Genomic DNA, 14337 nt, shown 5'->3' on the forward strand with positions numbered 1-14337 from the left:
AAGCAGAGAAAAAAACATTTACCCAGTCCCCAATCCCCAGCCCCTACCCTGAAGGGGTTGATTTTAGGTAGGCGATCGCTGATTTCCAAATAGTGATTTGTTGACTGTTTTCATCAATCATACAAAGACAGTGGGGGTCTTGCCATAAAATCCTACCCCTGATCAAGTCGCCAGAGACTAGCTTAAACTCTACTGTTTCTTTTTCTTTAATCAGGGTTTGAATTTGCCGAATGCTGGGCAGTGAGGTGTCAAAATCAGTTATAGCCATTTTTGATAATGATGGAATAATTTAGGGAATGGGGCATAGGGAATAGGCAGGGAAGAAGAACTATTACCCAATGCCCAATACCCAATGCCCGATGCCCAATATTTAACATTGATAATTCATCCTGAAAAAAATGGCAATCGAATTTACTAAGTATCACGGTCTAGGCAATGACTTTATTTTGATTGATAATCGCGCCTCAAAGTCGCCTGTAGTGAATCCTGAGCAAGCTATTGAATTATGCGATCGCCATTTTGGTATCGGTGCTGATGGTGTGATTTTTGCCTTACCTGGAGCAAAAGATACTGATTACACCATGCGGATTTTTAACTCCGATGGCTCAGAACCAGAAATGTGTGGTAACGGCATTCGCTGTTTAGCAGCCTTTTTAGCAGATTTAGAGGGTTTATCCCGCACTAAAGACACCTATCGTATTCATACTTTAGCTGGTGTGATTACACCCCAACTCATGCCCGATGGTGAAGTGAAGGTAGACATGGGTTTACCCAGGTTATTGGCGAGTGAAATACCTACTACCCTAACTGCGGCTGACGCAAAAGTAATTAACCAACCTCTAGAAGTAGAGGGGACAACTTGGGATGTCACCTGTGTGAGTATGGGGAATCCTCACTGTATTACCTTTGTGGAAGATGTGGCGGCGATTCCTTTGGAAACCATCGGCCCGAAATTTGAACATCATCCTGTGTTCCCCCAACGCACCAACACCGAATTTATTCAAGTTGTCAGTCGTGACTACCTAAAAATGCGTGTCTGGGAACGGGGCGCAGGAATTACACTGGCTTGCGGTACAGGTGCTTGTGCTTCCTTAGTGGCTGGGGTGTTGACTGGAAAATGCGATCGCGCCGCCGTGGTAGAATTACCTGGTGGTCTGCTGCATATTGAATGGTCAGAAGCAGACCAACGAGTTTACATGACAGGCCCGGCTGAGAGAGTATTCACTGGGAAAGTCTAATTGCAAAAGTTTGCAGTCAGGACTTCACCTAAAGCTAAATAGATCCCCGACTTCTCAAAGAAGTCGGGGATCTGGATATTACGTTTTTTAAGTTGAGTGACTTATTCAGGAAAAAAGGAGCGAATCACAGTAGAAAATCTTGGTAAAAGAGGGGATGTAATTTCGTCATCGCCGGAAAAAGTCCCAAATAACACCAATTCAGTTTGTTCTCGCCGATAAACTGTCACCTGCTGATTTATGTAATCAACAATCCAATACTCACCCACAGCTTGAACTGAATAAAGTTGTAGTTTTGCTTGTTTGTCTTGAAGTTCGTGTTGTTTTTCTGGTGATAAAACCTCAACTACTAACTCTGGCGCGCCTGTCAAATGTCCAGCTTCATCTTCAATTTTCGCTAATCTTTCTCGACTTACCCAGACGATATCCGGTATGATGTTGTCTACTGGTGAAAATAACACCCCTGGACTTAAAATTGTTTCTCCTAAATTACTCAACTCAGACCAATTATCCAGTTGTCGCCATATTTTGCCACAAACTTGCTGATGGCGGCGGTGAGGTGTACAAGTTAAGAAAAGTTCACCATTAATGATTTCGTAGCGTGTTCCCTCGTGCTTGGGTAGTACCTCTAAATCGTCAGATGTCCAACTTACTCCGTTAGCAGGTTGGTTCATGAATGTCTTTGTTTGGCTGGTGGCTTTTGAATGTTTAATTTTATTTAATGAAAAATTTTTAGAAGTCAGATAATAGCGACTGAGAACCGTTTGCAGATTTTTCTTGGATACTTCTTCACCCACTGCTAAAGAAAGCGATCGCCACAACTGCGAACCAACTTGTTTAATATAATCATGTTCATAATTTAATTCCTCTGCAATGGCTGCATAGGTGCATCCTAGCCAGCTTTTCTGAAACACTACAGATTGAACGTCATTTAGCTTTTGTCCAAACTGAGTAGAGTGTAGAAGTGTATCAACTAGGTTAAGGGCTTCTTGTGCCATCATAGTCAGCTAGACTCATTTTTTGCTTGCACTTTGAGATATTTCACTCTGTCATCAAGCATTTTCGTGATATTTAATATTTTTTTACAGTAGGTACTCACCTTTTCTCACCGACACAGTGATGGTTTTGAAGTTATGACTATAATTATCAAGCTAATAAGCAGAGAATAAATTATGAAATTTGGTATTGATATCGGACACAACTGCCCTCCTGATACTGGCGCAGTCGGGATTAAAAAAGAAGACGAGTTAACCAAAGCCGTTGGTACTCGGCTGATGGAAAAACTAAAAGCCGCAGGGCATACCGTTGTTGATTGTACTCCTAACAGTGCTAGTGGTGTCAACGATTCTCTCAGGCAAAGAGTTAACAAAGCCAATGCCAATAATGTGAATGTTTTCGTTTCGATTCACTTTAACGCCGCCAATAGCAAAGCTCACGGTACAGAAGTTTTTGGTATTAGTAACACATCCCAAGGCATAGCTCAATCAGTTCTCAAAGAAATTGTCAAACTTGGGTTTAGAGATAGAGGTGTTAAATCAGGCAATTTCTTTGTTTTGAGAAATACCCAAATGCCAGCTATCTTAGTTGAGTGCTGCTTTTGTGACTCTAAAATAGACATGGATTTGTTTGATGCCGAAAAAATGGCAGAAGCAATTAAGGATGGATTAATTGGTGAAGATGAAGAAGAAGCACCCAAACCAGATAAAAATTACATTTTAGAAATTACAAAGCCAACAATTTTAAAACCATCTACAGAACAAGCATCTGATTTACCCAAGGATACATTATTTGATATTACCCCAGGCAATTATCCAATTTTAAGTTTCTTATTTGAAGAACAGCATTATTGTGTAACTTGGCCTGATAAAAGTAAAGGCAACCGTAACAAACATTTTGTATTTGCTGAACACTGCAAAATCCAAGAGAAGTGATGATGTAGCGGGGAGGGGGCAATCAATTCACGCATAGTCTGCGGCTAGACTTACGCCTAAAAAATTCAAAATACCCTACGGCGCGGTAGCCTCTCTGTTCGCGGAGCGTCCCGTAGGGAAAGAGAAGCAAGCTACAAAATTCTTGCATTAAATAATTTAGGTTTCAAAATCTCCCCTGTTCCCCTGCCCCCCTCCTACTTCCTGAATTCTTGTTGATTAAATTATTTTAAATCAGGGAAAAATATGACATTATTAGATGATTTAGTCAAGAAATATTCCCAAACAGATTTAGGTTTGGTATTTACAAAAGTCGGAATTGATGGTAACAAAATTTCTGAAATCAATCGGCAAGTTTTAAAAGAAGTTACCCTAGCACAATGGTTACTAGAATCAGGCAGAGCCAGCAGTGATTTAGCCACCAAAGCTAATAATTTTGCGGGGTTGAAATGGCGAGAACCTGATATGATAGGTTTTGCCGAACCTTTGAAAATTAAAGTACCTTCTGAAACTGAAGAAGTTACATTTTGCAAATTTGCAGATGTTGATGCTTTTATTGTTGGATATTGGAAGTTTTTAACCCGTTCTCCCTACAAAGGCTTAGAAGAACATACAAATACACCAGAAAACTTTCTCGGCTTTTTGAAAAGCAAAGGTTATTCATCTGCTCCTGACTACATCCCTAAAATTGTCAACTTGCTACCAGAAGCACAAAAATTACTCACTAATGTTAGTGGCGTTGAGATTCTCCCTTCCCCCGTGTCAGTCGAACAATTACAAGTAATTCGTGCGCCGCAAGAATTAACTGTAGGGCAAGTTTTTAATATTGAAGGTGTAGCGCGTTTAACTGACAAAGGTAGAGTTATGTCAGTGATGATAGACGATCGCTTCCCCGTGGAAGGTGTGAAAATTGGTGAGGATGGTAAATGGCAATTAAACTTTGTGTTTAACCAAGCTGGCGATCGCACTATGTTACTAGGAATTGATGACCAAAGTCTAACACTCAAGTTTAAAGTCATCCTTCCCGTAGCTCAACAAAATCAATCAACATCAACCACCCCGGAAGCTACAGTCATTCAACTCACCGGTAGCGTAGGAGTTGGCGGAGTTAACAAACCTGATGATGTCAAAGCAGTAAAAGCGAGATTGTATGAGCTAGGTTACACCTGGGCAGGTGAGCCTAACACCCCCAGCATCAACAGAGGACTTTATGACGCAATTCGACTATTTCAGTCAATTATTGCCGGTCGTAGCACTGTTCAAGGTGATGGTAGAGTAGATGTTGATGGTACAACTCACCAATGGTTGCAAGCCGCTAACGCGCCACGATGGGTGTTAATGCCAGAAAGTGAACCTGATAACGGTTTCATTAACGGTGAACTAGCACAAACTCACGATCATCATGATTTTGGCACCCACTGGCTAGCGGAGACAATTAAAAACATTGCCCAAGACTATCAAAACAGTTATCGCAATACTCGTCCGAATGCTGCACCATTCGCCATCAATGATGTCAGCCTACCGCATGGCGGCGACACTCCCGACCATCGGGGACATGAAACTGGTATGATGTGTGATGTGTTCTTACCTAGAAAAAATGGGCAGTTTGGCGGCATTAGCTGGACAAATGCAGAATATGATCGAGATGCAACACGAGCTATTCTTAAATCGATTCGTCAGCAAAAGTTAGTCAGACTTGGGGCGGTTTTCTTCAATGATTCTACTCTGATTAGAGAAGGACTTTGTAAACCTCTAGGTGGTCATGATCATCATATTCATTTTGAAATTAACCCACCAGCTAGAAGCTAATAAGTAGCTCAACTTAAAAAAACGTAATACCTAGATCCCCGACTTCTCAAAGAAGTCGGGGATCTATCCCATCATCATTATATTTTTAATTGCCTTACAATTTCTGTCCAGCAAAAATAGAACGTACTTCACCATTCCGCCGGACTATGGCTTCACCGTTACTTACATCTACTAATGTCCAACCGCTAGAACCAATGCTTTCACCAATATGGATACGACGGCTGACACCGTTGATTTCAAATAGTGCTACTGATTTATCACCCAACTCTAGCAAGCCTTCGAGTGTATGGGTAGATGCGGGTGTTGGTGGGGTAACTGTAAGTGTTGTTACTGGTACTGTTGCCTGATTTGTGTTGGTCGGTGATTGTGGTAAAGTTTGACCAAAGGGAATCACTGGTAACTTAGGTAGAGAACTGGGTGACTGCTGAACTTTGATAGGTGCATTCTGCACTGGCACGGGTTTCATTTCAGAACGAATAGACGACGCTGACATATTGACTTTGGCTGGTTTAGCACCTGCTGGGACTTGATTGGAGTTATTCTTGACGGTGTTAGGTTCAGCCGTCGGCGATTTTGCCACTGGTGGTAAAGGTGCGGGCATCCCAGGTATCGATGGCGGTGCGTAGCGCATCGGTGATGGTGCTTGGTAAACAGGTATATAGATGCGTTCGACAACGTTTGTGGTTTTGCTGGGGGTTGGTGGTGTATTGCTGGCGGTTAGGGGTGATGGTAGATTACTAACAGGCTGATTGTTGTTGAGTGCAACGGCTGATGAGGAGGAATTGACGTTATTGCCTACCTGAGAACGGACTGACTGGTTAGTTGCCCTATTTTGTTGATCGATGATGGCTAATGCTCCCATCATGTAATTAACTAACTCTGTCTGTGCATCTGGTTTTGTAGCTACTTGTGCTGATGGCAGATGAATATTTGGTTGAGTTGGTTGGATGAGTTGGGAAGTGAGAAGGGCTAACAGTTGTGATTGCAAGAGATATAATACACCTGCGATCGCCACACCGATAGTTGTCCCCAGTAATAACAGTTTGCCCAAAGTTAATTGAGCTTTTTCTGTAGTTTTACTGATGGCTTTGATTTGCGGTTGATCAACTACAACTGCACTTACCTGTTTGTTCTGAATCGCTGTCACAGTCTTTACAGGATGGTTGACTGTGGTAGATGAAACTATCTGCTGTATATCTACAGTTTGCAGAGGTTCATACTCTAGGGTGCGTTGCTCGGTTCCTGCACTATACGACAAATCGTTGGCGACGGGAGTAGCTTGACGTAGTTTTCGTCTGCTATTATTATCAAGCAGATTACCACTCAAATCAAGTATCTCGTCGATATCGGCAAAAAGTTCATCCATCAAGCCATCAGCATAGAATTCGATTGACCAAGGTTCGTTAACAATTAAGTCCTCTGATGGCTCTGGAATAATAAGATGGTTGCTAACTTTTTGTAACATAGGCATTTTGGGTGGTAGTTGCCAGGATGGGGCAACGCCGCCCCTTCTGGGTATCAGGAATTATTAAAAATATTCAGTGTTCGTCCACGCTAGACAAGTGATTGTTAAGTGTATTAAATTCCACTTCAAACAGGGCATATTTGATCATGCCAAGGCTGAGGCCTTGTCATCTATCATACCCATCTCCTCTTCTACTATACTCACCCGTAATCAAGATCAAGTTAGGTCAAAGCCGCAAACCCTGATTGGCTCTTAGCTTGGCGTAATTCTAAGAAAATTAACAAAGCGTTCACATCAGCCGGATTTACACCACCGATACGGGCAGCTTGACCGATGGTAAGCGGTTTTACCTGATTGAGTTTTTCCCTTGCTTCTTTAGAAAGGGTATTGATTTGTGTGTAATCTAAATCCGCAGGTAACTGGCGGTTAGCTTGACGGGCAATTTGTTCAATTTGGCTTTGTTGTCTAGCCAGATAACCAGAGTATTTAATGTCAATTTCTGCCCCTTCTCTCTCCGCTTGGGTCAGGGTGGGGTTGCCTAGTCCATACCTGTCAAGGTGAATATAATGGAAGCCAGGGCGACGCAATAAGTCAGCTAGGGTAATCGAACCTTTGATGGCTTGTTGGGTATCAGAGGCGATCGCTTTACCTATGTGATCATTTTCTTTCACTCTCGTAGCATACAGCCGTTCTTTCTCGGCGGCAATCTGGGCTTGTTTGTTGGTGAACAGTTCCCATCTGCGATCGTCAATTAAACCAATTTCCCGTCCCAAAGGTGTCAAACGTTGGTCAGCATTATCAGACCGCAGCAATAAGCGATACTCTGACCTACTGGTGAGCATCCGGTAAGGTTCCCGTAAATCCTTGGTACACAGGTCATCAAGTAATGTACCGATGTAACTTTGCTCACGGGGTAAAATAATCATTTCCTGCCCACGGGCAAACCGCGCCGCATTAATTCCGGCGACAATTCCCTGGGCGGCGGCTTCTTCATAGCCTGTTGTCCCGTTGATTTGTCCCGCACAAAATAACCCGGCAATCTTTTTAGTCATCATTGTCGGATAACACTGGGTAGCGGGTAGGTAGTCATATTCCACCGCATAGGCTGGACGTAACATTACGCAGTTTTCCAAACCGGGTAGACTCCGTAACATTTGCAGTTGCAAATTTTCCGGCAACCCTGTAGAAAACCCTTGTATGTACAGTTCGGGAATATCCCGCCCTTCTGGTTCAATAAATATCTGGTGGCTTTCCTTATCGGCAAAGCGGACAATCTTATCTTCTATACTGGGACAATAACGTGGCCCTTTGGCTTCTACCCAGCCACCATACACAGGCGACAAATGTAAATTTTCTCGAATTAAACGATGGGTTTCGGCGGTGGTGCGCGTCATGTAACAAGGCATTTGTTCCCGTTCTACCCACGCCTGGGGGTCAAAACTAAACCACCGGACTTCTGCATCTCCTGGCTGAAGTTCCATTTTGCTATAGTCTACAGACCGCTTGTCTACCCTTGCCGGTGTGCCAGTCTTCAGTCTCCCGGTTTCAAATCCTAAACGATTCAGGGTTTGGGTTAATCCCTCCGCCGCAAATTCCCCAGCCCGTCCGGCTGCCATCGATTTGTTTCCTACCCAAATCTTACCACCGAGAAAAGTACCTGTGGTCAAAATTACGGCTTTACATTGGAAGGCTACGCCAAAATAGGTTTCTACTCCTATGACTTGATCATTAGCACCCAGCACCAAGTCTGTAACCATGCCTTCGCGGATGCTCAAGTTTTCTTGGTTTTCGACTATATTTTTCATCACAGCCGCATATTCCCGCTTGTCAGTTTGGGCGCGTAATGCCCACACCGCCGGGCCTCGTGAAGAGTTGAGGATGCGTTTTTGCAAGTAGGTGCGGTCTGCCATTTTGCCAATTTCCCCACCTAAAGCATCTACTTCATGGGTCAACTGAGATTTGGCAGGGCCGCCAACTGCTGGGTTGCAGGGTTGCCACGCGATTTTATCTAAGTTGAGGGTCAATAGCAGGGTACGACAGCCGAGGCGGGCAGTGGCAAGTGCTGCTTCGCAACCGGAGTGACCTGCACCGACGACAATCACATCAAAAGCGTCTTGAAATTCAATAGGAGTGTGCATGGTCATACTTACAGGATTCGCAAGCTGAGATTTATTTTCAATTTTAACTGATACGGTGGCTTTATGGTTGTTATTGTTTCATTGAGTGGGGGTTCAAGTAGTTGATGTTTTGGTGACTGGATTTTTTAAATAAAGAGTTTTTGTGTCTTGATTTGGAAGGAAAATAATTTTATAATCGGGGGGATTTGATTTTTTTAACGCAGAGGTACGCGGAGGTAAACGCAGAGGTACGCGGAGTTTTTAGGAGAGTTTTTTGGTGAGGAAGTTGAAATTCTCTCTGAATATAAGAGTTAATGTGATGCGGCGAAGTGTCAAGAAAATTAAATTGATTTTTGTGATGATTTTGATGGTTTTTACGTTAGTTGCTAGTAATACCATCAATCATTACCAGTTGGGTGCAAATTCTCCAGTTTCTCAGGAATGTTTAATTGTGGGTACGGGAGATTGTCGGGGAGTTTCAACTACACCCAGTTTACCTACTCCTATGCCGGAGATTATTGTTACTGAACAAGACAGGTTTTTGGCGGCGATCGCTCCACATTTATCGACTATTCCCCAGGTGGGTAGTTATGAATATATTTTGTTACGTGCCTATGGTGCAGCTTTTATTAATCAAAATCCCGCCGTGCAGTTACCAGCGACGGTTTTGTTACAGGATGAGCCGGAAACTCTAGCTTTTCAAGAAACTTTAACTATGATGAAGGTGGATGGTACTAATGATTGTTATTTACAAGCATCAGCAGCCACAGCTTTAAATGAGGCGCGATCGCAACAAAATATTCCGCTAAAATCAGGTTATGGTTCTGGTGATTGTACTCGTTCTTTTGCTACTAATTTACGATTTTGGTATAAATACGCTAATCGTAATACTTTAGAGCAAGTTCGAGCCGGAAAAGAAACCGCTATTTTAGGAGTTGTTGCACCACCCGGTACATCTCAACATCTGTGGGGTTTAGCTATTGATTTACGGGTGTCTAATGCTCAACAAAGACAGGCTCTTTATGAGCATGGTTGGTTTCAAACAGTCGCCAAAGATGTACCACACTGGACTTATTTAGGTGTAAAGTTAGAAGATTTACCTCAGTTGGGGTTAAAACAGCAAGTTATCAACGGAATTAGTTATTGGCTGACTCCACTTTAATATTTTGTAATTTTCAATTTAGGAGTACAGTTAAGAAGTAATATTTTTGATGAAATTTGATAATTGGGGAGAATTTAACTAATATTTTAGAATTCCTAGCCCCGAAGGATGATAAATTACTATTTCCTGTCAGAGCAGACGCAGAATTACTACATTAAAATAGTGATACACCTAACTCTGGAGTTCTAACAGTGGGCTTATTTGATGATTTTAGTCGGTTTCTCGAAAACCGTTTAGAGGAATTCTTGCGTAATAATCCGCATTTGGAATTAGAGGCGTTGTTAGAACAGCTGCGAAAGCAAGAGGAAGATACATTAAAATTGATTGCAGATTTACAATTACAAGAGAAGCGATCGCAAGACGAAATTCTCTCTACCGCCCAAGAAATTCAACGTTGGCACATCCGCGTACAAAAAGCCCAAAACGCTGGTAGACAAGATTTAGCGGGGGCGGCGCAAGACAGAGAAGCAGCCCTATTGCGTGAAGGCAATCAGCTATGGGGACAAATGCAAGGTTTAAAAGAACGCATCAAACAATCTCAAGAACTCCTGCATAAAATCCAAGTACGGCGGCAAGAAGTCCAAACCAAAGCAACCGAAGCACAAACAGCACGCGCCAAAGCCCAAACTCAGCAACGTATAGACTCTAATGGCTGGTGGACTCCCACTAGCAGTTATACAAACAGCTATGATGACTTAGAAGCCACCTTTCGCCGTTGGGAAACCGAAGCCGAATTAGAACAAATGAAACGCAACATGGGAAAATAACACCCTTGTAGAGACGCGATTTATCGCGTCTACCAATATTTCAACCCCATCTCTTTAATATTACCGAGGGCGCGGAAATTCAGCAGGCCGCTTAAAGTTCTGACTTGGCACACCTTTGAGAGCCTTTCGCATAAAATCACGCCAGATAGGTGCAACCATACCCCCACCTGTAGCACCGTAAGCTAGTCGTCTGTTATCATCTCTTCCTACCCAAATAGCAGTAGTTAACTGTGGTACAGTGCCAACAAACCAAATATCCCTTTCTGATGAAGTCGTTCCCGTCTTACCCGCAGCCGGACGACCTATATCAGCAGCTTTACCTGTACCATTACTAATTACCGATCGCATCACATCAATTACAGATGCCGATGCCCAAGGATCTAAAACTAAACGAGGTCTAGGGGTATTATCTATTAAAACATTGCCATTGCTATCAGTGACACGCATAATTAATGTCGGTGGTGACTGCCAGCCATAATTAGCAAAAGTAGCATAAGCATTAGCCATTTCTAAAGGCGTGACACCAATTGCACCTAATGGTAAAGAAGTTACAGGTTCCATCGGACTCATAATACCCAAAGTCCGACAAGTTTCGATAACTTTATTTATCCCTACAGCTTTACCAAGTTTGATCGCGGGAATATTTCGAGATAAAGATAAAGCGGTGCGAATTGGTATAGCTCCCATAAAGCTACTATCGTAGTTACGCGGAGTGTACCAACGGTTGCCATCACGATAACTAACGCGAGTATCTAACACGGTTGTATTGGGTGTGTACTTACCACTAGCAAAAGCAGTATAGTAAACAAATGGTTTAAAAGAAGATCCTGGTTGACGCAGAGCTTGAGTGGCGCGGTTGAATTCGCTGGTTTTTTCATTTACCCCACCGACTAAAGCTTTAATAAAATGTGTGCGCGGATCAATAGCTACTAAAGCAATTTGATTATTTCTTAACCCGCGCGCCGCTAATCTTCTGTGCCAACGCTTAACAGTTGTTTTCGCCATCATTTGAAAATTGGCATCAACGGTTGTCTGTACCCGCATCCCGCCTTTTATGAGGGCATCACGCCCAAACTTTCGAGCTAACTCCTGGGCGACGGTATTAGTTATATAAGGTAAACCAAGTCCACCAGAGAATCTATTTTTATTCAATTGAATTTTTTGTTGGAGAGCCTGATTGTAATCTTTCTGGCTAATCCATTTTAACTCTAGCATCCTTTGTAGGACTTCTTGTTGCTTTTGTTTTGCCAAGTCTATATTAATAAACGGGCTGAAACTTTCCGGTGCTGGCAGCAAACTCGCCATCATTGCAGACTCAGCCAAGTTTAAATTTGCGGCTGGCTTGTTAAAGTAATATTTGGCCGCCGTTTCCACACCATAATTATTATGACCCCAATAAACTTGATTGAGGTACATATCCAGTATTTGGTTTTTACTCAGAACTTGTTCTAGACGGATGGCTAATACCGCTTCGGCTACTTTTCGTGTGATAGTACGCTCTTTAGACAGGAACAGGTTTTTTACCAATTGCATGGTAATAGTAGAGCCACCCTCCTGCACTTCTCCCGCTTCCCAGTTAACTAATAAAGCACGCCCCACGCCAGTGGGATTGATACCTTGGTGATTATAGAAGTAACTGTCTTCAGTGGCTAATACTGCTCGTTTTAGGTGCGGAGAAATTTGATTTAAGGCTACTACTTCGCGGTTGGCTTCACCGTGAATATCTGCTATGAGTTTACCATTGATATCATAGATGTAAGTTGTTTCCGCAGGGGAAAAGTTGCGTAATTGTCTCACATCTGGCAAGTTACGGAAACTAGCAGCTAAACCTACCAATCCCCCAGCCAGCACAGAACTTGCTAGAGTGGTGATTGATATCAAGGTAGCAGCAGTGATTTGACCTACTCCTTTGAAAAATTCAAAACTAGGTGAAGTCCGAAAATGTGACTGTTGCTCTTCAAATGTTCGGAATGAAGACACGACAATTATACTTCCTTTTTATAGATGTAACGGCAATTTATTCCACAGCACCAAGTTGATTATCTTGGGCAATTCGTCAGAGTTTGATAGTTATAAAATTCGATACATTAGTAGCGCAATTAACTAAAGCGACTTTGTGATTATATGAAATTAGTCATAATTAAACTTCTACTGTGAGGTATAATTTTGTCGTCTTTTAATTTGAGTAGAAATACCTCTTTTTACTTGTTTGTTATAAAACTTTCATAGCAAAATTCAGACTAAAGGAATAAAATTTGCTCAAGATGCTGCTTATTCCTGGATGTAGAGACGTTATACAGCAGGGAACAGGTTTGAAAGTCTCTTAGCTTAAAAATGAAAAGATTACCCCCGATGGAAGTAATCTTTTTATGTAGATGATTTTACCTTGTTGGCAGTGCATCGCCAGACGGTTATTGAAGTTAGTGCCAGATATCAGATTATTTATCTGATATCCTATTCTTCTTCTTCAAAATCTTCATCCTCTTCATCTTCATTATTCTTAGATACAGAGTTAGCAGAAACAACCGCCCCCTTATCTAATTTTTCCCGTACCAATTGCTTAATTTGTTCAGTAAATTCTGGCTTGTCTTCTAGGTACTTAATCGCGTTATCTCGACCTTGGGAAATGTTATCACCGTTGTAACTGTACCAAGCTCCTTTACGGACAAGAATACCAGTTTCTTCTGCCAAGTCTACCAGACAACCTAAAGTAGACACACCTTTACCAAAAATAATGTCGAATTCTGCGATTCTAAAAGGTGGTGCAACTTTGTTTTTTGCCACTTTGACTTTAACACGGTTGCCGAATTCATCAGAACCTTTTTTCAAGGTTTGAATCCGACGAATATCTAAACGCACTGAAGCATAGAATTTCAAAGCATTACCGCCGGTGGTGGTTTCTGGGCTACCATAGGTGACTCCAATTTTTTGCCGTAGCTGGTTAATAAAGATAACCGTGCAACCAGATTTACCGATATTCCCAGTAATTTTACGTAGAGCTTGGCTCATCAGTCTGGCTTGTAAACCAACGTGAGCATCACCCATATCTCCCTCGATTTCTGCACGGGGAACTAACGCCGCTACGGAGTCAATAACTACGATATCAACGGCGGCGGAACGCACGAGTTGATCAACAATTTCTAAGGCTGCTTCGCCGGTGTCGGGTTGAGAAACTAGGAGATTTTCAATATCGACACCTAAAGCGGCGGCGTAGGTGGGATCAAGGGCGTGTTCTGCATCCACAAAGGCAGCAATACCACCTTCTTTCTGCACTTCTGCGATCGCGTGCAGTGCTACAGTAGTCTTACCGGAACTTTCCGGGCCATAAATCTCAATCACGCGTCCCTTGGGTAAACCACCACCCAACGCCAAATCTAAAGTTAACGCCCCAGTGGAAATGGTTTCTACCCGCATCCGGGTAGCATCTCCTAGGCGCATGATTGCACCCTTACCGAAACTGCGCTCAATCTGGTTGAGTACCATATTCAACGCTTTTTGCTTGCCGGAAGTATCGGTATTGATAGCCATTCGTGCCTCTATTTAGTATACAGGTTTAAAATGTGTGGGGTTGGGTTTTTTGTAGAACAGATATACTATTTTAGCTGGTAAATTCTAGAATAGGACTTGTCAAATGAAAAAGTAGCTGTGACAAGATCCTAACCTGAAGACTACGTTATTGGGGTAGTTCTATTGTAAAAATTTTGGGAGAGGTAATTTTTTTAACTCAAATTTACACGCTCGTGATCATCAAAGTTTCTTGTAGGGTGCGTCAGTAGAGATAATTTGGTGACATACTCCCACACTGATTGCAAGCAATACAGTGTGGGCTTCTCAGCGACTCCCGGTATCCCGTC

Annotated in this window: 11 protein-coding genes; 5 read left to right on the forward strand and 6 right to left on the reverse strand. The window is 42.6% G+C overall.

The window, feature by feature from the left end:
* Window positions 1–43: 43 nt before the first annotated feature.
* Window positions 44–268 (reverse strand): Hfq-related RNA-binding protein, encoded by a 225-nt coding sequence (locus tag A3775_RS21550; RefSeq protein WP_066382618.1) that lies wholly within the window; start codon window positions 266–268, stop codon window positions 44–46.
* A 130-nt stretch (window positions 269–398) separates the two neighbouring features.
* On the opposite strand from A3775_RS21550, the gene dapF reads away from it, so the two are divergent.
* Window positions 399–1238 (forward strand): diaminopimelate epimerase, encoded by an 840-nt coding sequence (gene dapF / locus A3775_RS21555; RefSeq protein WP_066426719.1) that lies wholly within the window; start codon window positions 399–401, stop codon window positions 1236–1238.
* Window positions 1239–1339: 101 nt separating this feature from the next.
* On the opposite strand, the gene A3775_RS25440 is transcribed toward dapF, so the two are convergent.
* A complete protein-coding gene (locus A3775_RS25440) occupies window positions 1340–2236 on the reverse strand; it encodes a Uma2 family endonuclease (RefSeq protein ID WP_339373773.1) in 897 nt (298 codons plus the stop codon).
* 171 nt (window positions 2237–2407) lie between these two features.
* Between A3775_RS25440 and A3775_RS21565 the strand changes: the two genes are divergently transcribed.
* Both A3775_RS21565 and A3775_RS21570 read left to right on the forward strand, forming a co-directional pair.
* Window positions 2408–3166, forward strand: coding sequence for an N-acetylmuramoyl-L-alanine amidase (locus tag A3775_RS21565; RefSeq protein ID WP_066382614.1), 759 nt, complete (start codon window positions 2408–2410; stop codon window positions 3164–3166).
* Window positions 3167–3409: 243 nt separating this feature from the next.
* Complete coding sequence (locus tag A3775_RS21570; protein ID WP_066426722.1) at window positions 3410–4972, forward strand: glucosaminidase domain-containing protein; 1563 nt, start codon at window positions 3410–3412, stop codon at window positions 4970–4972.
* A 94-nt stretch (window positions 4973–5066) separates the two neighbouring features.
* Here A3775_RS21570 and A3775_RS21575 read toward each other — a convergent pair whose 3' ends face one another.
* Window positions 5067–6443: a hypothetical protein gene (locus tag A3775_RS21575; RefSeq protein ID WP_339373721.1), complete on the reverse strand. Its 1377-nt coding sequence runs from the start codon at window positions 6441–6443 to the stop codon at window positions 5067–5069.
* 215 nt (window positions 6444–6658) lie between these two features.
* The gene (gene mnmG / locus A3775_RS21580) at window positions 6659–8581 is read right to left on the reverse strand and encodes a tRNA uridine-5-carboxymethylaminomethyl(34) synthesis enzyme MnmG (RefSeq protein ID WP_066426724.1); all 1923 of its coding nucleotides are present in this window, start codon (window positions 8579–8581) and stop codon (window positions 6659–6661) included.
* A 292-nt stretch (window positions 8582–8873) separates the two neighbouring features.
* On the opposite strand from mnmG, the gene A3775_RS21585 reads away from it, so the two are divergent.
* Both A3775_RS21585 and A3775_RS21590 read left to right on the forward strand, forming a co-directional pair.
* Complete coding sequence (locus A3775_RS21585) at window positions 8874–9716, forward strand: M15 family metallopeptidase (RefSeq protein ID WP_066426726.1); 843 nt, start codon at window positions 8874–8876, stop codon at window positions 9714–9716.
* Between the two features lie 191 nt (window positions 9717–9907).
* Entirely contained in the window at window positions 9908–10483 is a 576-nt protein-coding gene (locus A3775_RS21590) for a TIGR04376 family protein (RefSeq protein ID WP_066382607.1), read from the forward strand.
* Between the two features lie 60 nt (window positions 10484–10543).
* Here A3775_RS21590 and A3775_RS21595 read toward each other — a convergent pair whose 3' ends face one another.
* Both A3775_RS21595 and recA read right to left on the reverse strand, forming a co-directional pair.
* On the reverse strand, window positions 10544–12463 hold the full coding sequence (locus A3775_RS21595) for a transglycosylase domain-containing protein (RefSeq protein WP_066426727.1): 1920 nt from the start codon (window positions 12461–12463) through the stop codon (window positions 10544–10546).
* 474 nt (window positions 12464–12937) lie between these two features.
* Window positions 12938–14011, reverse strand: coding sequence for a recombinase RecA (gene recA / locus A3775_RS21600; RefSeq protein ID WP_066382603.1), 1074 nt, complete (start codon window positions 14009–14011; stop codon window positions 12938–12940).
* Window positions 14012–14337: the final 326 nt, after the last annotated feature.

Origin of the sequence: Anabaena sp. 4-3 (assembly GCF_001597745.1) — a bacterium.
Lineage (GTDB): Bacteria > Cyanobacteriota > Cyanobacteriia > Cyanobacteriales > Nostocaceae > Trichormus.